The organism is Aliikangiella litoralis (assembly GCF_052495765.1).
Window position 1 is genome coordinate 3,958,299 of sequence record NZ_CP199292.1, and the last position, 23,954, is coordinate 3,982,252.

The 23,954-nt window shown below is 35.9% G+C and carries 23 protein-coding genes; 2 read left to right on the forward strand and 21 right to left on the reverse strand.

The window, feature by feature from the left end:
* Positions 1–2: 2 nt before the first annotated feature.
* The 12 genes from lpxD to ACT5E3_RS16450 all read right to left on the reverse strand — a co-directional run bounded on the left by lpxD (position 3) and on the right by ACT5E3_RS16450 (position 12,882).
* Positions 3–1,043, reverse strand: a complete 1,041-nt coding sequence (gene lpxD / locus ACT5E3_RS16395; RefSeq protein WP_444994616.1) for a UDP-3-O-(3-hydroxymyristoyl)glucosamine N-acyltransferase — start codon at positions 1,041–1,043, stop codon at positions 3–5.
* Between the two features lie 4 nt (positions 1,044–1,047).
* Complete coding sequence (locus ACT5E3_RS16400; RefSeq protein ID WP_444994617.1) at positions 1,048–1,554, reverse strand: OmpH family outer membrane protein; 507 nt, start codon at positions 1,552–1,554, stop codon at positions 1,048–1,050.
* Positions 1,555–1,592: 38 nt separating this feature from the next.
* Positions 1,593–4,112, reverse strand: a complete 2,520-nt coding sequence (gene bamA, locus ACT5E3_RS16405; protein ID WP_444994618.1) for an outer membrane protein assembly factor BamA — start codon at positions 4,110–4,112, stop codon at positions 1,593–1,595.
* A 28-nt stretch (positions 4,113–4,140) separates the two neighbouring features.
* Positions 4,141–5,496, reverse strand: coding sequence for an RIP metalloprotease RseP (gene rseP / locus ACT5E3_RS16410; RefSeq protein WP_444994619.1), 1,356 nt, complete (start codon positions 5,494–5,496; stop codon positions 4,141–4,143).
* Positions 5,493–6,683 carry a 1-deoxy-D-xylulose-5-phosphate reductoisomerase gene (gene ispC / locus ACT5E3_RS16415; protein WP_444994620.1) on the reverse strand — a complete coding sequence of 397 codons (1,191 nt, stop codon included), beginning with the start codon at positions 6,681–6,683 and terminating at the stop codon, positions 5,493–5,495. Before ispC ends, rseP begins: the two co-directional genes overlap by 4 nt.
* A complete protein-coding gene (locus ACT5E3_RS16420) occupies positions 6,683–7,564 on the reverse strand; it encodes a phosphatidate cytidylyltransferase (protein ID WP_444994621.1) in 882 nt (293 codons plus the stop codon). The genes ispC and ACT5E3_RS16420 overlap by 1 nt, the downstream gene beginning before the upstream one ends.
* A gap of 2 nt (positions 7,565–7,566) precedes the next feature.
* Positions 7,567–8,283 (reverse strand): polyprenyl diphosphate synthase, encoded by a 717-nt coding sequence (uppS, locus tag ACT5E3_RS16425; RefSeq protein ID WP_444994622.1) that lies wholly within the window; start codon positions 8,281–8,283, stop codon positions 7,567–7,569.
* A 103-nt stretch (positions 8,284–8,386) separates the two neighbouring features.
* The gene (frr, locus tag ACT5E3_RS16430; RefSeq protein ID WP_444994623.1) at positions 8,387–8,944 is read right to left on the reverse strand and encodes a ribosome recycling factor; all 558 of its coding nucleotides are present in this window, start codon (positions 8,942–8,944) and stop codon (positions 8,387–8,389) included.
* 34 nt (positions 8,945–8,978) lie between these two features.
* Positions 8,979–9,710 carry a UMP kinase gene (gene pyrH, locus ACT5E3_RS16435; protein ID WP_444994624.1) on the reverse strand — a complete coding sequence of 244 codons (732 nt, stop codon included), beginning with the start codon at positions 9,708–9,710 and terminating at the stop codon, positions 8,979–8,981.
* Positions 9,711–9,715: 5 nt separating this feature from the next.
* Positions 9,716–10,597: a translation elongation factor Ts gene (tsf, locus tag ACT5E3_RS16440; protein WP_444994625.1), complete on the reverse strand. Its 882-nt coding sequence runs from the start codon at positions 10,595–10,597 to the stop codon at positions 9,716–9,718.
* A 116-nt stretch (positions 10,598–10,713) separates the two neighbouring features.
* Complete coding sequence (gene rpsB, locus ACT5E3_RS16445; RefSeq protein WP_444994626.1) at positions 10,714–11,466, reverse strand: 30S ribosomal protein S2; 753 nt, start codon at positions 11,464–11,466, stop codon at positions 10,714–10,716.
* Positions 11,467–11,802: 336 nt separating this feature from the next.
* Positions 11,803–12,882, reverse strand: a complete 1,080-nt coding sequence (locus tag ACT5E3_RS16450) for a DNA alkylation repair protein (protein ID WP_444994627.1) — start codon at positions 12,880–12,882, stop codon at positions 11,803–11,805.
* A 291-nt stretch (positions 12,883–13,173) separates the two neighbouring features.
* Between ACT5E3_RS16450 and ACT5E3_RS16455 the strand changes: the two genes are divergently transcribed.
* Complete coding sequence (locus tag ACT5E3_RS16455; protein ID WP_444994628.1) at positions 13,174–13,476, forward strand: antibiotic biosynthesis monooxygenase family protein; 303 nt, start codon at positions 13,174–13,176, stop codon at positions 13,474–13,476.
* A gap of 56 nt (positions 13,477–13,532) precedes the next feature.
* Here the strand turns inward: ACT5E3_RS16455 and ACT5E3_RS16460 are convergent, their stop codons facing one another.
* The 6 genes from ACT5E3_RS16460 to ACT5E3_RS16485 form a co-directional block, all read right to left on the reverse strand.
* Positions 13,533–14,132, reverse strand: coding sequence for a hypothetical protein (locus ACT5E3_RS16460; RefSeq protein ID WP_444994629.1), 600 nt, complete (start codon positions 14,130–14,132; stop codon positions 13,533–13,535).
* Between the two features lie 9 nt (positions 14,133–14,141).
* Positions 14,142–14,669, reverse strand: a complete 528-nt coding sequence (locus tag ACT5E3_RS16465; protein WP_444994630.1) for a hypothetical protein — start codon at positions 14,667–14,669, stop codon at positions 14,142–14,144.
* Positions 14,670–14,675: 6 nt separating this feature from the next.
* Positions 14,676–14,858, reverse strand: coding sequence for a hypothetical protein (locus ACT5E3_RS16470; protein ID WP_444994631.1), 183 nt, complete (start codon positions 14,856–14,858; stop codon positions 14,676–14,678).
* Between the two features lie 205 nt (positions 14,859–15,063).
* Entirely contained in the window at positions 15,064–15,303 is a 240-nt protein-coding gene (locus ACT5E3_RS16475) for a hypothetical protein (RefSeq protein WP_444994632.1), read from the reverse strand.
* 47 nt (positions 15,304–15,350) lie between these two features.
* Positions 15,351–16,481 carry an aminotransferase class V-fold PLP-dependent enzyme gene (locus tag ACT5E3_RS16480; protein WP_444994633.1) on the reverse strand — a complete coding sequence of 377 codons (1,131 nt, stop codon included), beginning with the start codon at positions 16,479–16,481 and terminating at the stop codon, positions 15,351–15,353.
* An 8-nt stretch (positions 16,482–16,489) separates the two neighbouring features.
* Positions 16,490–17,677 (reverse strand): methyl-accepting chemotaxis protein, encoded by a 1,188-nt coding sequence (locus tag ACT5E3_RS16485; RefSeq protein WP_444994634.1) that lies wholly within the window; start codon positions 17,675–17,677, stop codon positions 16,490–16,492.
* Between the two features lie 381 nt (positions 17,678–18,058).
* Here ACT5E3_RS16485 and ACT5E3_RS16490 point away from each other — a divergent pair, with 381 nt between their 5' ends.
* A complete protein-coding gene (locus tag ACT5E3_RS16490; protein WP_444994635.1) occupies positions 18,059–20,452 on the forward strand; it encodes an EAL domain-containing protein in 2,394 nt (797 codons plus the stop codon).
* Here ACT5E3_RS16490 and ACT5E3_RS16495 read toward each other — a convergent pair.
* From ACT5E3_RS16495 to ACT5E3_RS16505, 3 genes are read right to left on the reverse strand one after another with little or no spacing between them, the layout of a single operon-like run.
* Positions 20,442–21,770, reverse strand: a complete 1,329-nt coding sequence (locus ACT5E3_RS16495; RefSeq protein WP_444994636.1) for an HD domain-containing phosphohydrolase — start codon at positions 21,768–21,770, stop codon at positions 20,442–20,444. The two genes, ACT5E3_RS16490 and ACT5E3_RS16495, sit on opposite strands and share 11 nt — an antisense overlap.
* 31 nt (positions 21,771–21,801) lie before the next feature.
* Positions 21,802–22,224: an oxidoreductase gene (locus ACT5E3_RS16500; RefSeq protein WP_444994637.1), complete on the reverse strand. Its 423-nt coding sequence runs from the start codon at positions 22,222–22,224 to the stop codon at positions 21,802–21,804.
* Between the two features lie 37 nt (positions 22,225–22,261).
* Positions 22,262–23,734: a sensor histidine kinase gene (locus ACT5E3_RS16505; protein WP_444994638.1), complete on the reverse strand. Its 1,473-nt coding sequence runs from the start codon at positions 23,732–23,734 to the stop codon at positions 22,262–22,264.
* Positions 23,735–23,954: the final 220 nt, after the last annotated feature.

Genomic DNA, 23,954 nt, shown 5'->3' on the forward strand with positions numbered 1-23,954 from the left:
TGTTACGACTCACTCTTTAGCTTTGTTAATTCTTTTTCTAATTTTTTTAGTTGTTTAGCCATGTCATCTAACTGCCTGAAGCGAGCAACATTTTTACGCCAAATTTTATTGTCTTGCATACCTGTTCCAGAAGAAAAAACACCGGCTTCTTTATTCGAACGGTTAATTAAGCTGCAAGCTGTAACGTGAGTACCATCTGCAATAGATAAGTGGCCTAAAATAGAGGAACGTCCACTAAAAGTACAGTGTTTTCCAATTGTTGTACTCCCAGCAACACCTGAGCATGCGGCCATTGCAGAATGCTCTCCAATAACAACATTATGTGCAATATGACATAAGTTATCTATCTTTACGCCATTACCAATAATGGTGTCATTTAAGGCGCCTCTATCGATACAAGCATTAGCACCGATATCGACATCATCTCCCATTATAACACTGCCTGTTTGTGGGATCCTCACCCAAATCCCTTTATCATTGGCATAACCAAAACCATCAGAACCGATCACTGCACCAGACTGAACGATACAGTTTTTACCTATTTGCACATAATGGTAAACAGTCACGTTTGAATATAGACGCGACCCAGCCCCTACAACGGCTCCCTTAGCAACAACGGTGTTGGCGCCTAATATGACATCGTCATGAATAATAACATTTTCTTCAACAACACAACCTGCACCAACAGAAACATTGTTTCCTAATTGTGCACTATCACTGACTTGAGCTGACGGATGTACACCAGCATTGGGTACAGGTGTAGAATCTAATAATTGTGCTACACGAGCAAAACCTAGATATGGATCTTTTACTACAATAGAATTCCCTGAAGCAAAATCTCTTGCGTCTTCAGATAACAAAACACAACCAGCTTTGGTTGTGTTAAGTTGCACTTTTAATTTTGGATTACTGAGAAACGAAATATCAGCAGAACTCGCTTTATCAAGTGATGCTATGCCTAATATTTTATGCTCGCCATCACCTTGAAACTCAGCATCCAACAGTCGAGCAATTTCTGCGACTGTAAATGCTTTTGCAGTCAAATTATTAACCTGCTGGATTACTTAATATTTTAATAACTTTATCAGTGATATCAATTTTATTGCTAACATGAACAGTAACATTCTTCATTAGTACCAAATCAAGTTTATTTTTCTTAGCAACTTTTTGAATAGCGATATTAATGCTGTTCATAACTTTTGCTCTTTCTTGGTTATTTGTCAGTTTAATGTCTTCTTCAAGAAACTTTTTCTTCAAATTAAAGTCAACATCTAAAGCTTGTAATTCGCGTTGCAATTCTAACTTTTGGACATTAGTCAAAGTCATAGCATCACGCTTGCCTTTTGCCTGTAAGTCTTCGCCTTTCTTTTGCATTGCTTTTAATGCATCGGTACGTTCTTTAAATTTCTTTTGAATTTTATCATTGATAGCCTTAAATTGAGGAGTTTCAGCAACAACAGCTTGCATATCAACAACACCAATTTTATCGACCGCGCTAGCAGTTCCAATAAAAGCAAGCAATAAAGTCACTACAGCAATTGATTTTTTTAACATTTTTATACCCTTATAAAATTAAAAATTAAATTCTTATACTAGAACGTTCTACCCACATTAAAAGAGAACGATTCAGTTTCATCTTTTATTTCTTTGCGTATCGGCTTAGATAAACTTATTGTTAGCGGTCCCATTGGAGAAAGCCACTGTAAAGAAAAACCTGCCGATATACGATAAGCTCCTGGTTCGGAATAATCTGGTACTTCAGTTAAATGATTATCTGATAACGTTAACCCACGGTACTTATTTACATCAAACTGCGTATCCCATAAATTACCTACATCAACAAAAAGGCTTGTTCTCAATGAGTTAGAATCTTCGGCAAAAGGCACAGGGAAAATTAACTCTAATGTACCTAATACCCTAGCATTTCCTCCCGCCGTTCTGCGGCTTATGCTAATTACATCATTTTCAGAAGGTAATGGCAACCCAAGAGAGGCTTGACCTAAATCTGTTGCTACAGGTCCACGAGTACTTGACGAAATACGATCAATTGCATGTGGACCTATTGTGTTACTCTCAAAGCCCCGCATAGTACCGGAACCACCTGCACTAAAGTTTTCTAAAAAGGGTAATGATTGAGTATCACCATAACCATTCCCCCAAGAAGCCCTAAACTTGCTTAAAAAGGTCCAACCAGGTGCAATAGGCATATAGTGATTAATTGAATAATCTAACTTATAAAACTCAAGATCACTACCAGGGATAGTAAAATTAGCTGATAAGGTTTGGCTTGTTCCCCTATCAGGGAAAATACCACGATTCAATGTGTTACGTGTCCAACCAGTATTAAAGCGAAGTAAATTAAAGTCAAAGGTTGGGTCAATACGAATATCCTGATCATTATCAGCAAAGAAATCAATGACCTGTTCTGCCGGCGTATACCGAGAAGCTTTTAACTTACTATCTTGGTAACCTACGCCAAAATTAAGTCGCGTTACTTCATTAACCGGATACCCCAAATTAAATGATAATTGCGCAGTATCTAATATACCACTTGAGTAGTTAAACTCATTATAATCGGTAGTGACATACTCTAAACCTATTCCTGCACTAATTCCATCGAGAGTGAAATAGGGATCCCAATAATCAGCTCTATAACTCTCAGAAAACTTATTTTTATTAATACCAAACTGGACTCGTTTTCCTGAGCCGAGAAAATTGCTATGACTTACATTAGCATTAAGTGATGTTCCCCAGCTCTCACTATATCCAATGCCCCCTTGAATTGTACCTGCCGAACGCTCTTTGACTTTATAATTAATATCAACTCTATCTGCTTTATCTTCAACCTTTGGTGTTTCCGCTTCAACTTCTTCAAGGTAACTTAGTCGTTGTAGCCTAACCTTTGAACGATCAACCGCTTCTGTTGATAAGGCTCCTCCTTCCATAAGACGTATTTCTCTTCTCAACACCTCATCATTAGTCGACTCATTCCCAGAAAAATTAATCCGATTTACATAGACCTTTTTGCCTGGATCAATAAATAAAGTTAAATTAACTTTATTTTCCTCTTCATTAACATCCGGCACAGTGACTACTTTTGCAAAAGCATAACCATAGAAACCAAGACTACGTTTTATTTGTTCTTCGGCAAATGAAATTGCAGCAGCAGAATAGGTGTCTCCTTTAGACAAAGGCATAATATTTTTTAATTGTTCTTTCGTTAAAATCAGATCACCAGAAAAAATAATATCATCTACATTAAACTTAGCGCCTTCATCGACATTAATAGTTAAATAAATACCTTTTCTATCTGGTGATATCGATACTTGGGTTGATGCATTGTTATATTTTAAATAGCCTCTATCTAAATAATAAGAACGTAATGTTTCAAGATCGCCCGATAACTTTTCTCTTGAATATTGATCTTCACTAGAGAACATAGAAAGGAAGCCACCAGTTGATAATTCAAACTGGCTCAATAATTCTTCATCATCAAAAACACTATTACCAACAATACTAATTTTTTGAATTTTTGCAGGCTCACCTTCATTAACAATAAATTTAATGTGCACTCGATTTCTAGATTGAGAAATTACTTTATCTTCTATTTTTATAGAGTATTTACCATGAGAAAAATATTGCTCCTCCATACCCATTTTAATATTTTTAATTGCAGAGGGATCAAAAATTTCCCCTTTTGCAAAACCAGACTTTTGCATAGCATCTAAAATTTGTTCTGTTTTTATATCAGAATTACCTTCAATAGAAATTTCAGAAATAGTAGGCCTTTCTTTTAAATCGATATACAACTTTCCACCGTCACGAAATAGTCGAATATCTTCAAAACTATTAGATGCAAAAATTGTTCGAATAATAATGGGAACACGAGAAGAGTCGAGTTTTTCACCTACCTGTAATGGCAGCATATTATAAAAGGTTCCCAACTCCATTCGCTGTAAACCATTCACTTCAATCTCAGTAACGATAAAAGCATCATCTATTTGAGCCACAGCATCTTGAACTGCAGCTAACGTACAATTAATGGTCGCACCGTATAAGGCAGCTGCGCCTAACAATGACTTAACTAAATTGGATTTATTATAATACTTCATAATTCCCTAAATACTTAGTGAACACGCCTTATATAAGGCGCGATAAATCGTTAAAAATGGCAATTGCCATTAACGCGAAAACCATCATCATGCCAATTTGCATACCAAGTTCTTGTATCCTTTCGGATAACGGTTTGCCTTTTATCGCTTCAATCGTATAAAACAGCAGATGACCGCCATCTAACAATGGAACAGGCAATAAATTGATGAACCCTAAATTGACGCTTATCATAGCCACAAAACTGATGAAATATACCAAACCAACACGAGCACTACCACCAGCCCCTTCAGCAATAGAGATAGGTCCGCTTAAGCTCTTAGGCGAAATATCACCAGTTAATAATTTACCAAATAAATTGGCGCTTAAAGCAATCATTTTGCCAGTCTTTTCGAATGCTAATTCTATTGATTCAAAAATACCAGCTTTACGAGTGGCGACATATGGAGAGAGATCTGGCCATACAACAGTAATACCAATGCTCCCTACAACATTTCCTTCATACTCGCGAGAACCTATGACCACAGATTTATTTATCAGTTCACCATTTCGCTCAATTACCAATTCAACGGTTTGCTTTGCCATTGGATGAATGAGTCGAATAAGATGAAACCAGTTATCTACAGCTACCTGATTAAAACGCTTAATTACATCACCGTTTTTAATACCAGCTTGCTCTGCAGGCCCATTAGGAGAAACCACAGAAACCTGTGCGATTACTTTATCTCGACTAATATGATTAAGCCCTAGTGACCCTAATAAGTCAGGCTTTTCAATATCTACTTCCCACTTTTTTAAAGGTATTTCGACCTGTCGCTCGCTATGTTTACCATCAGCACGAACAGTTAAAACCATGTTACTTTTCTCTCCAAGGCGAGCGACCACAGCTTCCATGACATCTTGCATTAGATAAACCGGCCGACCATCAACTTGAGTGATAAGATCACCATTTTTTATACCCGCTTGCCCAGCAATACTATTTTCAGCAATTTTACCAACTTGTGTAGAGGATCCAGAAATCCCCATAGCAAACATCCACCAATAAAGAAATATGGCTAAAATAAAATTAGCTATGGGTCCAGCTAAAACAATAGCAATTCTGCTCCAGACTGGTTTTCGATTAAATGCGTAAGGCAACTCTTCTTGTGGAACTTCCTTCTCTCTCTCATCAAGCATTTTTACAAAGCCGCCTAGAGGAATAGCAGCAATAACATAATTAACCCCATCTTTTCCTTTTTTCTGCCAAAGAGGTCTCCCAAATCCAATAGAGAAAGTTAAGACTTTCACTCCCAACTTTCGTGCAACCCAAAAATGCCCATACTCATGAATGGTCACTAAAATGCCAAGAGTTACAATAAAATAAAAAGCATTCGACAAAAAAGTCATCGTTTTTCAATCCCTTTTAAAATTAACGCTTGTGCAACTTCTCGTGCATTTCTATCAGCACTTAAAACACACGCTAAGCTATTAGCCTCAGTCACTTCTATTTGCTCGATTGTTAATTCAATCACTTTAGCTATATCAGTAAACTCAATTTGCTTCTGTAAAAATGCAGCTACGGCAACTTCATTCGCGGCATTAAGAATACAAGGCGCGGTCCCTCCTGTTTGCATTGCTTTTGCGGCAAGTTGCAAACAAGGAAATCGTTCATAATCAGGGGCTTCAAAAGTTAAATCTGTCATTTGATAAAAATCTAGCGGCTCTACACCAGACTCTATTCTTTCGGGCCAAGCCAGTGTATGAGCAATTGGCGTTCGCATATCAGGCTTTCCCATTTGTGCCAATACAGAACCATCAGCAAAAGATACCATTGAATGCACCACACTTTGAGGGTGAACAACAATATCAATTTGCTCCAGAGCAACATTAAATAAAAAACAGGCTTCAATTAATTCCAAGCCTTTATTCATCATAGTGGCAGAATCAACTGATATTTTTTTTCCCATACTCCAATTAGGGTGAGCACAGGCCTGTTCAGGTGTCACATTTTTAAGTTGTTCAAGAGGAAGTAATCTGAAGGGTCCACCTGAGCCAGTCAGTAATATTTTACGTACGCCACTAAGTGATGTTAAATTAGCATTATCTGATTCTGGCAAACACTGGAAAATAGCATTGTGCTCACTATCAACGGGCAACAAGGTCGCGCCATTATCTTTGACGGCTTGCATAAATAAATCACCAGACATGACCAGAGCTTCTTTGTTAGCCAGTAATACTTTATGACCCTGCTGAACAGCCGATAGCGTAGGCAAGAGTCCAGCAGCTCCAACAATGGCAGCCACAACAGTATCAATACCACTAAACTTAACGGCCTCAACCAACGCCTTTGAGCCGCTTTTAACAATAATATCTAAGTCACTTTTATCTAATTGCCGTTGAAACTTCAATGCTTGCTCGGAATCAACCAAAACCACTAGCTTGGGTTTGACCAATACACACTGTTCAAACAGCTTTTCAGCATTTGTGTTAGCAGTTAAAACATCAACACTATATTTTTCTGGATTTCGCGCAATCACATCAAGTGTGCTGCACCCGATAGAGCCTGTTGAGCCTAAAATGCAAACATGCTGCATTATCTAAACCAACCAAAATAGCTAAACGTTAAGAAAAATAGTGGGGCAACAACTATAGTGCTATCTAAGCGATCAAGCAAACCACCATGTCCAGGTAATAAATTCCCAGAATCTTTAATATTGGCAACTCTTTTCATCGCACTTTCAAATAAGTCTCCTAACACTGAAAAAATAGCTAACAGCACTGCTATTGCAGAATATACTACAGCGTTTTCTACATCAAAACCTATTAAATAAACACCAATCCAAGCGATTGCAAAACTAAACACAAAACCACCAATCGCACCTTCCCAGGTCTTATTAGGGCTTACAATCGGTGCTAGCTTGTGCTTGCCTAATAATTTACCGGCAATAAAGGCACCTGTATCGGCAGCCCATACCAAACAGAACATCAATATTAAAAAGTACCCTCCGCGATAAAAATCGGCTAAATAACTAACACTACGAATACTGATAAATGAAACAAAAAAGGCGGGTAGCAAAAATATTCCAAACAATAACAATACCGTTTGATTAGACCACCATTTTGGTAGCCAAGAATAACCTAAAACAACCACTAACGAACACACTATAACCAATAGACCAAGTGCTAGAACGATCATGGGATAATCCCAAACCAAAGCAAACGGCCAACTCGGTGATGGCCACATAACCAACTGATCAGCTAAATACCAGGTTGTTAAGACTATAACAGCAACAACTAAAGCATAAATAGTATTCTGATAATGATGCTTAAAGCCAGCCAACTTTCCCCATTCGAGAGCTAACAGGTATACAACAGCAGCAATAACTCCAGCAAAGTAGTTAAGTTGAACTTTTAAGATTAAACCGAGTACCAGCGGTAATAAAATTAGTGCAGTGATAATTCTTTGTTTTAACATAATTAGCTAGGCTCTTTTACCTGTTCGCCTGTCAATCCAAAACGTCTTTGACGTCTTGTAAACTCATCAACGGCCTTTTGTAACTCTTTACTATCAAAATCAGGCCATAAGGTATCACAAAAGTAAAGTTCGGCATAAGCAGCTTGCCAAATAAGAAAGTTACTAATTCGAGTTTCACCACCAGTCCTGATTAACAAATCCAAATCAGGCAAATCAGCTGTTGATAATTTAGAAGCTAATAAATCTTCATTGATCTTATCTACATGATTGGAGTCAGCCAATAGTCCATTAACCGCATTCACAATATCCCAACGACCGCCATAATTAGCAGCAATATTTAAGCGTAATTGACTATTCTCGGCAGTCAGAGACTCTGCTTTTTTTATGCTATCTTGAAGTTTTTGATTAAATGCAAAGGTATCACCTAAAAACTTTAACTTAACATTATGTTTATTAAGGGTTTTTACTTCTCGATTTAGAGCGATAATAAATAGCTCCATTAAATAGGAAACTTCTTCTTTGGGACGGTTCCAGTTTTCACTACTAAATGCAAATAATGTTAATGACTCAACACCTAACTCAACCGCAGTCTCAACTGCCTCACGAGCTCGTTCAACACCGACTTTATGCCCGCTTGTTCGCTTTTTCCCCTTGGCTTGAGCCCAACGACCATTTCCGTCCATTATAATTGCAATATGTTTAGGAATATTATTTATCATAAGCTTGGTCGTTTTTTTCCTTTATCTTTATTGTAAATAAATACGCCGTGTCATCTAACCGATAACACGGCGTTTTAACACTTCGGCCAGTCAGAATAAAAAATTAGATTTCCATTAACTCTTTTTCTTTTTCAGCAACTAGCTGGTCAATAATTTTGACATGGCTATCTGTTAGCTTTTGAATGTCGTCTTGTGCTTTACGCTCTTCATCTTCGCTAATTTCTTTTTCTTTCTCTAAATCTTTCAAGGTAGAGTTCGCATCACGGCGAATGTTTCTAATAGCTACCTTCGCCCCTTCAGCCTCATTTCCTACCACCTTAATCATATCTTTACGTCGCTCTTCAGTTAATGCAGGAAGCGGTAACCGGATTAGATTTCCAGTAGTATTAGGGTTAATACCTATATCGGATTCCATAATAGCCTTTTCAATAGGTGCAATCATATTCTTTTCAAAAGGTTGTACAGTTAAAGTTCTTGAGTCTTGCACAGAAACATTTGCAGCCTGACTTAGTGGGGTTTCCACACCATAATAAGAAACGGTTAAATGATCCAATAAACTCGGATGGGCTCGCCCAGTACGAATTTTTTGCAATGCCACTTTAAATGACTGGATACTTTTATCCATTCGAGTGTTTGCATCTTGTTTAATGTCGTTTATCACAATATGACTCCGTTATTCTATGTTCAGATAATCGTTATTCACAGGTGATAAGAGTACCTTCACTCTCATCTAATACAGCATTAATTAACGCGCCAGGCTTCTGCATATTAAAAACTCTAATTGTTTTTTTATGATCTCTTGCCAAACAGAAGGCAGTTAAATCCATGATACCCAGTTGCTTATCAAGTGCTTCTTTATAAGTTAAACTATCGTACTTAACAGCTTCTGGATCTTTATGAGGATCAGCGGAATAAACACCGTCAACTTTGGTTGCTTTTAAAATGACATCAGCATCAATTTCTATGCCTCGTAGGCACGCCGCAGTATCTGTAGTAAAAAATGGGTTCCCAGTACCAGCGGTAAAAATAACAACTTGGCTATCTTTCATAAACCGGAGTGCAAAACGTCGATCATAATCTTCACAAACACCGGTCAAAGAAATGGCAGACATAACTCGTGTTCCAACACGGATGCGCTCAAGGGCATCCTGCATAGCTAGTGAGTTCATCACCGTAGCAAGCATTCCCATATGATCCCCGGCAACTCGATTCATTCCAGCATTAGCAAGCTTTTCACCTCGAAATAAATTGCCGCCACCAATAACTACACCAACTTGAACGCCTTGGTCAACTAGCTCTTTTATCTCGGCGGCAATTCTATCGAGAATCGATGGGTCAATCCCAAACGGTTCTGCGCCCATCAAGGCTTCTCCACTTAACTTAAGCAGTATTCTCTTTCTATTTTTTTCAGGCGCAGAACTTGGCATGGGTTTTATTCTCCTTTTACTTGAGCCATTACTTCAGCAGCAAAATCTTCTTCTTTCTTTTCAATACCTTCACCAACTTCAAAACGAGTCATAGAAGTGACTTCGGCATTAGATTTTTTCAATAATTCAGCAACAGTCATTGAAGAATCTTTAACAAATGGTTGTCCAACTAAGCTGACTTCAGCAGCAAATTTGCGCATACGACCACCAATCATCTTTTCGATAATATCAGCAGGCTTACCACTCTCTTCTGCTTGAGCGGTGTAAATTGCTTTTTCACGGTCATACACATCTTGTGAAATATCTTCAGGACGAATGAACTGTGGATTTGTAGCAGCAGCATGCATAGCAATATCTTTTGCCAAATCTTGATCTCCACCTTTAAGTGCAATAACAACTCCAATACGCCCACCATGAATATAAGCAGCTAACGCCCCATCATTCGCTTCAATAATTTGTACGCGACGTACACCAATGTTTTCACCAATCTTGGCAATCAAGTTTGTACGAGCAACTTCAACCGTTTCACCAGATGAAATAGTTGTCGCAATTAAACTCTCAACGTCAGTTGTTCTATTAGTTAATGCTGAATTAACAACTTCTTGAGTAAACGCTTTAAAGCTTTCATCTCTAGCAACAAAGTCAGTCTCTGAATTTACTTCAACCAATGCAGCTAATTTACCATCATCATTTGATTTAGCAACAATAAGACCTTCAGCGGCAACACGGCCAGCTTTCTTCTCAGCCTTAGCAGCACCTGATTTACGCATATTATCAATTGCAGTTTCGATATCACCGTCAGTTTCAACTAACGCTTTTTTACATTCCATCATACCTGCGCCGGTTCTTTCGCGCAGCTCTTTCACCAATGCAGCAGAAATTGCCATTTTTTTCTCCAAATTAACATTTAAATTCTATTACCTATATGATGCATTAATGACATCAGTAGGCACAAAATAGGGGGCAAAGTAAGCCCCCTATCCTTTTTTAACCGAGGCGAATTTTATTCCGCAGAAGCTTCTTTCTCTTCTTCTACAAACTCATCGCTTGATTCTTCAGCTGGTGCTGTCACTACACTTTGACGTCCGTCAAGAATTGTATCAGCAGCAGCAGACAAATATAACTGGATTGCACGAATTGCATCATCATTACCCGGAATAACATAATCAATACCATCAGGATTAGAGTTGCTATCAACCACAGAAATAACAGGGATACCTAATTTACGTGCTTCAGAAATAGCAATATGTTCATGATCGGCATCAATAACAAATATAGCGTCAGGAAGACCGCCCATATTCTTAATACCACCAATACTAGCCTCTAACTTAGCCATCTCACGAGTCAATAAAAGCGCTTCTTTTTTAGTTAGACGCTCAAAAGTACCATCTTCACTCTGCTTTTCTAACTCTTTTAAACGATTAATAGACTGACGAATCGTCTTATAGTTGGTTAACATTCCACCTAACCAACGCTTATCAACAAAGAACTGACCACAACGAGTCGCTTCTTCTTTAACAATTTTCCCTGCACTTCTTTTTGTACCCACAAAAAGAACCTTACCTTTTCTTGCCGCTACTGAACTTAAAAAGTTCAAAGCATCGTGAAACATTGGTAAAGAATGCTCTAAGTTAATAATATGAATTTTGTTTCTTGCGCCGAAAATATACGGCTTCATTTTTGGATTCCAGAAACGGGTACGATGACCGAAATGTACGCCCGCCTGAAGCATATCACGCATAGTGACTTTTGCCATTTTTATAACCTCATGATTTTAAAGGGTTTTGCCTCCGCTAACCCCAACTATCAACCTCTCAACGATAAACTCGATGGAAGCACCCTGATAGCCGTGTCGATTAGCGTGTGAATTAGGTGTCAACAGTATTGAATGACACGGCGCGCTTTATATCATAAATAACACTAAAAGAGCAATAAAATTAACCATTGAAAGTCAACTTGTCCGCTTCTAAATGAGGCTTGCGGCTGTGAGGATATGTAAAGCTTTCACTACAAAAAATAGTAGTCGGGGCAATTTTCCCCATTTTGTGATATCAACAACTAAAGCAGGCTCTATAAAGATATAAAGAAAAGCTCATTCCAATAGCTTAAAACTTAGGTTAGCTAGCTGCTTACCGTTAATGACGATAATAAGTCGGTGTATGCCGGGATAATATCGGCGTGTACTTATGGATTTAAATGAAAAAGATTTAGACACGATTTTCAGTTTTTCAATAAAGTCCCCTTCAGATATTTTAAATATTTTGGCAGACCTTTTACCATTGGCTTTCATAAACTCGATGATAAACTCCAAACGAAGCTTACCAAGAGACTTTCTTTTAGATTTAATCTTAAACTCAAAGTTGACTTTTCCCCCAAAGGCAACTTCTTTCTCAGCTTTTAACCCTGTCACACTTAAATGCTGAGGATCCTCAAAACCAAATAGCAATAATATTTCTTTATGGCCTTGTTTCAAAAGGCCCCGACATGCATGCTTAATAGCCCAATCAACCTTTTTTGAGTGCCCTAAATAAGTCCGCGCAAAATTAATCACAATATCTGGATTATCTTTTGATATATCATTCAAATTATTTGCAACGCTACGTCTTACATATAAGCTGTCATCACTCACTAAACGCTCTAAAATCTCCAATAATGGAGCCGGGTTTTGCTTAAACTCAGGTAAAGCCATCGCCCAGGGTAAGCGTGGTCGGCAACCTTCTGAAGCTAATCGTCTAATATGTTCATTTTTTGAACGTGACCATTTTTCCATTTGCTCCATCGCTTGCTTAGGATAGCGGAGAATAAAGGGACGGATCGCAAACTCTGAACTTGAATTAGAGGTCAAATGTTCAAGCGCTTTCATAGACAACTTAAAGTTGTTTAGCCCAAAACGCTCAATATATTCGGGGAACAAAATATGCTGCATACCACTGAATTTATCAGCAACCGGCAAAATAATGGCCACTGCTTGCTCATAATCAGAGGGCAAGTAATCACCAAGTTGCTCTGCCAGATGCCTCATTCTATCTTTTAGCTCCAACGTCTCCCATTTATCATTGAATACTGATTGAATAAATGCTTTTTCTTTAAAAACAGAAAACTCTCTTTTAAATTCTTTAGCTAATGTAAAAACAAACTCTTCAGAGAATTGATGCTTTAATAGCTCAGGCATAACGATTTAGCTCCTATTATATGTCTAAGACAAGTGGATCTTAATTTGAGTAGTAATTGTAGTGATTGCCTCCTGACAGCATCATGTCAGGAGAATTGAAGATTATATCAAGAACTAATCATTAAACCTTTTCTCTGACAAACTAAAGCGTCAATGTTACCTTTCTATTTTACTTGAAGATATATTTCTCAAACAGAGTAGTTATATACCTATAAAAGTATTTGCATTTATCAATTACGAAGCTTTAAATAGATTTAATCAAAATAGCCAAAATAAACTTAAGGAAAAATAGTGATCTTAGAAGTAGCTATACTTGATATAAAGGCCAATCAGACAAAAGCATTTGAAATGGCATTTGCCCAGGCCCAAAATATTATAACTCAGATGCCTGGTTTTATTTCCCATGAACTTAAAAAGAGTCTGGAAAAACACAACCGCTATATTTTACTCGTTAACTGGGAAACGCTAGAAGATCATACGATTGGTTTTAGAGAGTCAGAAGAATATCAAGAATGGCGTAAGCTTTTGCACCACTTTTATGACCCCTTTCCTGAAGTTGAACATTACACTCAAATCGTAAAAAAGCATAATTAATATATTAATTATGCTTTTATTATAAAAACCAATAAAATAAAACTCATTAATTTTTATTACTTACGTTTTGTGACGACAAACTCGCCATAATCATCACCAAGCTCAATCGCTTTGACTTGCTCACAAGAAAACTTACCAAAACCATCTGGGTAAGGTTTATCACCATAAGCAATATCCATAAAGGCGGATGAAACACCCCGAATCATAAAAGCGAAGGGATTATTGGGTTTGTATGTGTCTTTAACATCTGCCTCATAGTACCCTTTAACTTTAATCACCATTTTTTCATTCGGAATTAACTCTACTATTTCAGCGTTAGCCCATCCCCAAGCGGTAAATACAGCATAGGCACCATGCAATATATCTTCCGGTACATTTTCAATCATAGGACCAACAACCGATTGAAATTCATCAGAGTTAATAATTCCCCACCCCGTATGATAACCACATTCGGCGGCGGCATTTACTAAAAGTCCTGAAGCATCTTCATATAAATCTTCTCCTGCGGCATCCAGTATTTTAGTCGTAAATAGATTCCAAAAACTCGCAGGTAATTGATTCACTAATACACCAAAAGCAGGAATTAAGCCTTCTTCATTTCCTTTCACCTGAATCTTAGACAAGTCGGCAATAGCCTTTTCTCGATCAATAGCCATATTTTGCTCCTACAGTTTAGTTACAGTGAACTTAGAAATATCAGCGCCATTCACCTTACTTTGGGTTTCTATAACCTGGTAACTACCACAAGGTAAGTTATTAATAACGGCAAAAGCAGCACCAATAAAGCCGTGACCAATGAAGTTGACACTTTTATCTCGGTTGCCCCATTTTTTAATCCAACCCTCATCAACATGCGAGTATGGCATCTCGACATTGCCACCATTTTCACTAATTTCAATTTTGATTTGCCCTAATCCAATAAATGCAAAATATTGTTCAGCAATAGTTTTTTTGTCATTACAGCTTTCAATATCAGGATGTTCTTTCATATAACTCAATAACACAGCATAAAAAGTTTCTTCCGCAGCATCCCTTAAATGCTTTTCCCCTTCAAATAACTTTGCATCATCAGCTAGTTGAGTAAAGAGAGAAATATAATGATGGCAATGAAAAACAATTGCATTACCATTAATATATTGCCGTTTATCGTTTGTATTATATTTTGAGTCAACTTCAAATTGAACACTCATCATTTTCTCCTAATTAAATTCTTTCTGAATTTCGTCAAGTGCTTTTTGCAGCTTACTTATGTTGTCTGGAGAGTCTGGTTCTGACTCAGCTTTACTCGAAGGGATACCTGATATCATAGCCAATCTCATTCGCGCTTTTAATCCCCCTATTGATTCTGCCTGATCATAAAAACTGGAGAGTTTTAGTCCCATTATTTATTCCTCTATAAAGTAATAGTCTAAATTCAAATTGAAGCAAAAGTTGCTAACAGCCAATAAGAAAAATAATGTTTGTAACAACCAATAGCAACTTTTAACTGTTCAAGTTACTATTCGATTAATATAAAGAATCATTTAAATAATAGTACAATTGATAATATTCTGTTTAAAAAGTTCGCTAAAGCTAATATATTGCTATTTACTCTATGTAGGCATCCACATAATTTTCAAAAAAACTTAAAGCTTCCTCTAAATAAGTTCTCAAGAAGTAGATTCTTAGATAGTCATTTCCCTCGATACCTTTAAGCAAGTAACCTTTTGCTCGCTCAACTCTATAAAAAGGTCTTGAGAAATCAGAAAAATACTCTAATTCACCACTTTGTCCTAAATAATCTATAAATGCTTTATTAACAGGCTTATCAAATACAATTTCTTTCATATAGGAACCATCAAAACAATTTTGAATGGGTTTGCTTTCACAGATTCTCATTTACTTTTCCGAAGTTGCGTAATGACTTTCTTCATCGCACTAGCCGTTGAGTTAATTTCTTTCTCAGTGGTAAAAATAGATGGACTAAAACGCAAAGTGCCTTTCAAGCATCCTAAAGGTTGATGTATTTTTGGAGCACAATGTAAACCAGTTCTTATCTTAATGTTGAAGCTTTCTTCTAGAATTAAATCGATATCGTCTAATTCTAGCTGAGAACAAACCGCACTAATAACGGCTGTATTTTTAGGTGATATCAGACCAAGCTCTTCAATATCCTGTAGTTTTTCATAAAGAAACAAGCTTATCTGAAGTAGTTCACATTGAATAAATTGATGTTGGTTAATATAATGAAGTCCAGCGTTTAGTGATACAATTCCCGGAATGTTCATGGTTCCCGCTTGAAAGCACCATGGCCTTTGTTTAGGTTGCGAAAGCCGTTCACTTAAAACGCCAGTGCCTCCATGAATCAGAGGTGTTAACTCGACACCAGGAGAGACATAGATTCCACCAATCCCCTGTACGCCATATAAAAATTTATGGCCCGTAAATACGAGCATATCAATCCCTGAATGTGTTATATCAACAGGATAAACGCCCAAACTTTGAGAAGCATCAACTAATAAGTAAGTGTTGAGCTGAGATAATTTACTCCCGATTTCGTTTACATCCTGAATCACGCCTGTAACATTCGACACATGATTAATAATCACCAACTTAGTATTTTTTTTAACTGCATCAATCACTTGAACCGGGTCAACTTTTCCTGATTTATCGCAGCTAATATAATCAACACTTACCGCAAATTTTTTTTCTAAGTAGGATAATGGACGAATAACAGAGTTATGTTCGGTAACCGTTGAAACAATATGATCACCATATTCCACTATTCCCAATATGGCCTGATTAAGTGCTTGAGTAGCATTTTGGAAAAAGAATATGTCATTTTGAGTTTGAGCATTGATTAAAATAGAAATCAAATTTCGGGTCTCATCAACAATATTTGACAATGGATGACTTCGAGTTGTTCTACCTGTTGAAATTGGCGGCATTTGTAGACTACGATTTACAGCGTCAATAACCGTTTGGGGTTTAGGAAAACTGGTTGCAGCATTATTAAGATAAATCATCTATCTTTCTAATCAAGCTGATATTTGTTCGATAACTCTCTGATTTTCAGATATTGCTCTGATAAAACTTCTAATGCACTATTAATATCGATGGCACTTTTAGTCGATTGTTCAGCCATATCACTGATATTTGTAATATTTTTACTCGACTCTTCTGCAACTCTTTTTTGTGCTTCACTTGCATTTGCAATTTCAGAATTCATTTGATCAATAAGCTTAACAGCTTCACTAATAGAATCTAATGAAGCTGTTGCCTGGTTAGCTAAATCACCACTATCTTCGATACTGCTTCTACTATCAGCAATCACTCTGACAGCATTTTTAGAGCCATCTTGTAAACTGCCAATTATTTCTTCAATTTCTTGGGTTGATTGCTGAGTGCGTTGTGCTAAGTTACGAACCTCATCAGCCACCACCGCAAATCCACGTCCTTGCTCACCAGCTCTAGCAGCTTCTATAGCCGCATTCAAGGCCAATAAGTTAGTTTGTTCAGCAATACTTTTAATCACATCCAAAACGGTACCAATAGACTCACTATTTTCCTCTAGTCTTTGGATCACTCCAGCCGTTTTTTCCATTTCTTCAGTTAAAGAAGTGATAGACTGCATCGTTTTATAAACAACATCTTTTCCCTGAATCGACTCTTGGTTAGCCGTATTTGAAGCTTCAGAAGCTCTTTGTGTATTTTGAGCAACATCATTAACCGTTGAAGCCATTTCATTAATTGCTGTAGCAACCATCTCAGTTTCAACTTGTTGCTGAGCAATAATATCTTTTGAACGCTGAACAACGGTGGTCATCTCATCTGATGCAAAGCCTAAATATTCACAGCCTTGAGTTATCTCTTGTAATAATTCTCGAAAATCATCTTGTATTTTTAATACCGATTTCAAAAACTCTCCCGTTTCATCATCATTACACTGAATACTACTTTTGGAAAGCTTCTTTTTTTGCGAGATATCAAGTAAAATTTGTTTGGCTAAAAGCAATTGACTATCACTTTTCTTTTGCCAATAAAGACTAATACCAAGCAATAGAATAGAAGGTATTATGACCATAATAAAGCTTTGAATAAAACTATCACTCGATGCTTTAAAAGAAAAGGCAGATGCTACAGATAATACAACAGCGATAAAAAATAATGTAACTACACGCAATTTCAACGAAGAATGTGAAAAACTATCATTACTTGTCATTTTTTCCTCAAATAAAATTCAAAATTTTATTAAAAAACAGCTTAATAGTTAGTGTAGACAATAATTAAAACTACTGCATAATATAATATCTAAAATATAGACTACCCAAATGTGATAACACTAATCTCCTTTCAACAATAACAACTCCCCCAACCTAAACAACAACTAACCCATTGTTTTTATTAAATATTACTATCCACCTAAAATTTAACAGCAGCATATTTAACAAAGCTTAGTCATTTTATTATTTATTCAATTTTCATCTTAATTAATTTAAAAATTTACGTCAGTTCATTGCAATAGTGATGAATTAAACGCTTTTATGTAAACTCAACTATAATATCTTTATGTTAAGACTAACATCAATCTGTGAGCTTTAAATTGTCTAAAAATAGCGAATCAATAAAAGGAGTTGTCAATATTAAGGCTCAAATTGTTCAACTCTTAGACTCACAAAAAAAAATAAACAGTGGTCATTTAATACAGCATATTATTAACAATCTAAGACATAGTATTGGTTGTCACTTTGCTTCATTTAACTACCCACAAAATGAATTATGGACCACCAGTGACTCGATCAACTCATTTTCTAAAGATTATCAACACTTTGATCCTAAGTGGCTTAATAATTACCTATACAGCCACCTTAAAAGTAATGAGCAGTACAGCATTCAAAACATTCAAGATATAAAAAAATCAATGCAAGAAAGGTATACCCGTTTAGATTTTTCTGAAACAAAAAATATGTTTCTGCCTAACAATACAGTTATTGTTTTTCCACTCGACACATTAGATGATGAAAAAACTGCATTTATCAACCTTGTTGATAAAAAAGATAATTCTAACTTTTCTAAATCGAATATTCAGCATATCAACACTTATGTTTCTATTATTCAAGATATACTTTTATTAGTCGAAAACAATCTTTCATTTGACATTATTACTAATGAACTTTATCGCCAATACACATCATTAAAAGAAGAACATGATCACCTTCTTAATCAGCAATCAAAACTTACTCAGTCTCATGAGCGGTTAGAAGTGCAAACTGATGAGCTCATTCAACTTGCACAGTACGACGAACTAACCGGACTTTATAACAAAAAATCAATGGAAGAAAGATTAAACTGGTTATTAAAACTGGCAGAAAAAAACGAACAAAAACTAGCTGTTATTATGTTGGGATTAGATAACTTTAAAGAAATTAATGATCTACATGGAATGAGAAGTGGTGATCACCTGCTTAAAGAAGTTTCTTCTCGAATACAACAGTGTGTTAGAAAAATAGATACTACAGCACGCCTGGGTGGCGATGAATTTATAATCATTATGAATAGTACATCTAGCACTAATGCTATTTCAGAAATGCTACAGAGATTACAGTCTAAAATTGCAGAACCCATTGCTTATAAAAAAGAAAGCTTTAACATTACATCAAGTATTGGTTATAGCCTCTACCCTGTTGACAGTAAAAATGCCGATACCTTACTAAAGTATGCAGACTCTGCAATGGGACAAGCCAAACTAAAAGGAAAAAATAACTTCCAGTATTTTTCACCTGAAATACATAAAAAAGCAAGAGCTAAAATATCAATGGAAGCAGAGCTTAAAAAAGCATTAGCTCAAAAAGAATTTGAACTTTACTATCAACCACAAGTCGATCTCAGCAATGGCTCTATTTGCTCATTTGAGGCATTAATACGTTGGAACCATCCCCAAAAAGGATTACTATCTCCTAATACATTCATTCCTATAACAGAAGAAACAAAACTGATCATTCCTATTGGCTACTGGATTTTACATCAAGTCTGTGAACAACTAAAAGATTGGAATAGCCGTACAAAGCAAAAAACCTCAATAGCAATAAACCTTTCAGTCATTCAGTTATCTCACCCTGACTTTTTAAGTCATATAGAGAATATGATTAAAGAAAATGCTATTCCAACCAACCAAATCACTCTTGAAATCACAGAAAGTTTGTCGTTAGATAACCCGCAAAAATTTATTACCATTTTAGATAAGTTAAAATCTTTAGGTTTTAAAATATCAATTGATGACTTTGGTACAGGCTATTCTAATTTAAGCTATTTAAAAAGATTTCCAATAGATGAAATAAAAATCGATAAAGATTTTGTTAACCATATGACAACAAACCCTCACGATAAAGCCATAGTCACAATGATCATTGCAATTGCACATAACTTAGGTATTAGAGTTGTTGCAGAAGGAGTTGAAACCAAAGCCCAACTCGCTTTATTATCTAAAAGTTACTGTGATGTTATTCAAGGCTTTTATTTTAGTAAACCAGTTCCTGCCGAACAAGGTGAAACATTCCTTAAAGCAAAAACTCAGCTTTCACTAGAAGGAATAAAAACAACAAAATACGCAAGAACCATTTTATTGGTTGATGATGAACCCCAAATTTTGTCGGCTCTACGCAGGGCGCTACGTTCATCAGGGTTAATCATACATACCGCTAATAATGCCGATGAAGCATTAGAGATTTTAGCTCTCAATCATATTGGAGTTGTATTATCAGATCTATCGATGCCTAAAGTTAATGGAATTGAACTTCTTAGTAGTGTCCAACAAATGTATCCACAAATAACTAGAATGATATTATCTGGGAATAATGAGTTCGATCTTGTTAAAGAAGCGATTAATAAAAGCTCTATCTTCAAGTATATGACAAAACCTTGGTCTAAAGACGAACTACGTAATGATATTAACGAAGCTTTTAAACATCACGAAAGAAATAAAAATACTACTTATTAATTTTCGGTGCTGATATCACATATATTCTTACAGGAGTATCATAAACTTTCTCAAAGCTAATCAATTTACTAATCATCAATTCCGTTAGAACAGTCCCTTTTTGTAGTAATAACAAGCCATTTTTATTAGTACAGTCTCGGCTTAATGTCATACCTTCTTTTAATTGCATACTCCCTAACATATGCTCTTCATCGATACTTTGCTTTTGTTCAAACTGTTTTGAAATCTCAAAAAACAGTTTGACTAACTCTTCATCATAAAGCTTACCTTTTCTATCAAATAAGTAGCTTCTAGCATCTCGCGCAGTATAATCAATACCATCAAACCGACCAGACTGAAGAAGGAAATAATCTTTTACGATACTTAGTATTTTACAACCAACAGGGATATCGCTTCCTTTTAAACCGTCAGGCGCTCCTGAACCATCAATATATTCATAGTGATGCTCAATAATTCTTGCGGCATCAGTAAAGTTAGAAATATCTTTTAACACCGACGCACCTATTTCAGGGTAGTTCATCAATTGCTCAAACTCATCTACATCAAGCAATTTTATTGGTGTTTCAAGTAGCTTTTCAGGTAAAGCCAGTTTACCTAACTCAAAGAGTAAACTGGAATAATAAACTTGCTTTACCATGTAGTTGCTTAACTTAGCTTGTTTGGCTAGCTCAACAGCCAAAGCAGGTAAATCAGGATAATCTCTAGTAAAAATATTTTCTCGCGCACAAATAGCATGAGATAATAGTTTTACAACCGCATCATAGCTACCAGAAAGTTCCTGGTAAGCTTTGTCTAGCATACATTCGGCTTCTTTTAATTCCCTGACTCTAGCTTGAACTTTATTCTCTAAATCTTTATTCCAATCTCTTAATTGTTTATTTTGTTTATGAGTTAATACCAACAACCTATCTTTTTCTTTCTCCAGCAAACTGATTTTCAACAATGATTTTACTTTTAGCTTTATGTCGTTATCTTCCCAAGGCTTACTCACATAAGCGCTTATTTTCCCCTCATTAATAGCTCGAATTGTTGACTCTTGGTCGGAAAATCCTGTTAATAAAATACTAGGGATTTTGGGGTTGACTTCTTTTACTTTGCTTAAGAACTCAGCACCATCCATATTAGGCATTCTCATATCAGATATAATCAGATCAATTTTTTCTTTTTTAATAATTTCCAAACCTTCAGCACCACTCTCGGCGATAAAAATTTGATAACCGTCTTTTCTAAATAGTCGCTTAAGAGAAACTAATATATTACGTTCATCATCAACACATAAAACATTGGCATTTTCTACTTCATTAGCACTATCTTTCATCAAACTGATTCTCACAAATAGGTTTTATTATTTACTTGTTTCGGTTAATTCTCATTTTGAAAACACCCAGTTTAGCAAGTAACTCGCTTTTTTTATGCTTTAAGTAATACTTTAACTCTTCTCTTGCAACATCACGTTCAATTCCCTGTTTTATAATATACTTCAATACTTTTTCAAATGCTTGACGTCGATTATTACCAGCTTCAGACATATCACGTCTATCGGCAAAAAAATCTAATAGTGTTGAACCGCAAACACAATTTCTAAATAACTCTAAAATCGTTTCACCGTCATCATCTTCAGACGCTTTCAATCCACTTTTTTGATTGATGTGGGCCGTTTTTTGGGTAAAGTCCTCTACACTATTATAGACAGCTCCACAGGTTTCGCACTTTTTAGGAAAAGAGCATTCCTCTAATGCAACCAAATCATCAAAAAGCTCTTTAGACTCCATATCAACTCCTTAATTAAATAATAGAATCGCTTTGAGTTTAATATTCATCGTTCTCTAGCTCCTCTTCGCTTTCATCAAGCTCTGTAACAATTGGAATTTTAATCTTAAATAAAGTACCAACGCCTAACTCACTCTCAACAGTAATAGTTCCACCATGATTTTCAATAATGCCATAAGAAATAGATAACCCAAGACCGGTTCCCTGCCCAACGGGCTTAGTCGTAAAAAATGGATTAAAAAGTTGATTCAGGTTTTTCTCATCAATTCCCGAGCCGTTATCACTAATATCAATTATAATACTTTCTTCATCACAGCAAGTTTTTATCGTTATAACCCCATTATCTTTTATTGCATGACCAGCATTAATTAACAAATTCATAAACACTTGGTTTAATTGACTTGGATGGCAATAGGTTTCTGGGATTTCACCATAGTCTTTGCTAACCTCACAATGATATTTCAACTCATTCCAAACAATTCTGACGGTTTCTTCCAAGCATTTATTTAAGTCTGCTTTTTTCATTTTTTCTTCACCAGCATGAGTGAAGTTTTTAAGTCCTTGAATAATTTTTTTCACTTTATCCATTCCAAAAATACTTTCTGAAATCAACTCGTAGGTATCACTTAAAATAAACTCAATATCATGTTTTTTCTTTAACTCAACTGAAATAGCCTCAATTGATTGTTCAGCGGACGAAGATGAACCAGTATTTTTAAGTTCGGTATATAATTCATCAATAAAGGCACGTAACTCATCAATATAGCCACGCAATGAGTTTAAATTGCTATTAACATAACCTAATGGATTATTAATTTCGTGAGCAACACCTGCCGCCAACTGTCCTATTGATGCCATTTTTTCTGAGTGGACTAACTGACTTTGTGCCGACTTTAATGCTTCATACTGTTGTTTAATCTTAGACTTTGAGTCATAGGCAGATAAAAAGTTACCGACATGCATAGTTACATAAGCAAGCATTGACATGTCTTTATAAGTAAATTTCTCTTCTTTAATATAACTCTGAAAAACAATTCCTCCTTTAATATTGGCGGCATGAAATGGTAAAAACATCCATTGTTTTGGTATTTTTCCAAACACTTTAAAATTACTGGCTGCTTCAAGTTTAATAATATCTGACTCTGTTAACACCAATGTTGTCCGTTTTTTTAAAGCATAAGCGGTCATACTCTGGCTAAGTTTAGGGTTTGTTGCTTCACTCAATTGTTCAGGAGGGGGTTCTTCATAATGATCTACAATAAACGGAATATTGATAAGCCCATCAACAACAAGAGCAACATAAAAATTATCAATATGAATAATTTCTGAAATAAGAGAGAATATTTTGCGGTATACTAAATCAACATCATCATCATTACCTTGATACTGAAAAATCTCAGAAATAACTGACTTCACAGCTAGTTCCTTTTGCAGCATCATGTTCTCTTTTTCAAGTTCTTGGACTTTATATGCCAATACTGGCATTTTGTCCGGTTCTAACGGTTTTTCCATAAACATCGACAACATTTATTAAACGGTGATTTGATTTAATAAGTATGGAACATAATATCTAAAATACAAATTCACAGGCCTAATATCCTATTGTTATTCACCAGTCATTTTGACGATAAAAACCTGTATTGGCCGAAACTTTGTTCTACTATCTCAATAAAGAGATTTAAGCCATAGTGAAAATATGGTGAAACTCACCAGAAAAGCTTGATATTTAAGG

Bases quoted from the DNA above. Each gene is read 5' to 3' on its own strand.
- ACT5E3_RS16485 (WP_444994634.1), bottom strand. From the start codon at position 17,677: ATGACAAGTAATGATAGTTTTTCACATTCTTCGTTGAAATTGCGTGTA.
- tsf (WP_444994625.1), bottom strand. From the start codon at position 10,597: ATGGCAATTTCTGCTGCATTGGTGAAAGAGCTGCGCGAAAGAACCGGC.
- ACT5E3_RS16500 (WP_444994637.1), bottom strand. From the start codon at position 22,224: ATGGAGTCTAAAGAGCTTTTTGATGATTTGGTTGCATTAGAGGAATGC.
- ispC (WP_444994620.1), bottom strand. From the start codon at position 6,683: ATGCAGCATGTTTGCATTTTAGGCTCAACAGGCTCTATCGGGTGCAGC.
- bamA (WP_444994618.1), bottom strand. From the start codon at position 4,112: ATGAAGTATTATAATAAATCCAATTTAGTTAAGTCATTGTTAGGCGCA.
- ACT5E3_RS16465 (WP_444994630.1), bottom strand. From the start codon at position 14,669: ATGATGAGTGTTCAATTTGAAGTTGACTCAAAATATAATACAAACGAT.
- ACT5E3_RS16505 (WP_444994638.1), bottom strand. From the start codon at position 23,734: ATGGAAAAACCGTTAGAACCGGACAAAATGCCAGTATTGGCATATAAA.
- rseP (WP_444994619.1), bottom strand. From the start codon at position 5,496: ATGACTTTTTTGTCGAATGCTTTTTATTTTATTGTAACTCTTGGCATT.
- ACT5E3_RS16470 (WP_444994631.1), bottom strand. From the start codon at position 14,858: ATGGGACTAAAACTCTCCAGTTTTTATGATCAGGCAGAATCAATAGGG.
- ACT5E3_RS16475 (WP_444994632.1), bottom strand. From the start codon at position 15,303: ATGAAAGAAATTGTATTTGATAAGCCTGTTAATAAAGCATTTATAGAT.
- uppS (WP_444994622.1), bottom strand. From the start codon at position 8,283: ATGATAAATAATATTCCTAAACATATTGCAATTATAATGGACGGAAAT.
- pyrH (WP_444994624.1), bottom strand. From the start codon at position 9,710: ATGCCAAGTTCTGCGCCTGAAAAAAATAGAAAGAGAATACTGCTTAAG.
- rpsB (WP_444994626.1), bottom strand. From the start codon at position 11,466: ATGGCAAAAGTCACTATGCGTGATATGCTTCAGGCGGGCGTACATTTC.
- ACT5E3_RS16495 (WP_444994636.1), bottom strand. From the start codon at position 21,770: ATGAAAGATAGTGCTAATGAAGTAGAAAATGCCAATGTTTTATGTGTT.
- ACT5E3_RS16460 (WP_444994629.1), bottom strand. From the start codon at position 14,132: ATGGCTATTGATCGAGAAAAGGCTATTGCCGACTTGTCTAAGATTCAG.
- ACT5E3_RS16420 (WP_444994621.1), bottom strand. From the start codon at position 7,564: ATGTTAAAACAAAGAATTATCACTGCACTAATTTTATTACCGCTGGTA.
- ACT5E3_RS16480 (WP_444994633.1), bottom strand. From the start codon at position 16,481: ATGATTTATCTTAATAATGCTGCAACCAGTTTTCCTAAACCCCAAACG.
- ACT5E3_RS16400 (WP_444994617.1), bottom strand. From the start codon at position 1,554: ATGTTAAAAAAATCAATTGCTGTAGTGACTTTATTGCTTGCTTTTATT.
- ACT5E3_RS16450 (WP_444994627.1), bottom strand. From the start codon at position 12,882: ATGCCTGAGCTATTAAAGCATCAATTCTCTGAAGAGTTTGTTTTTACA.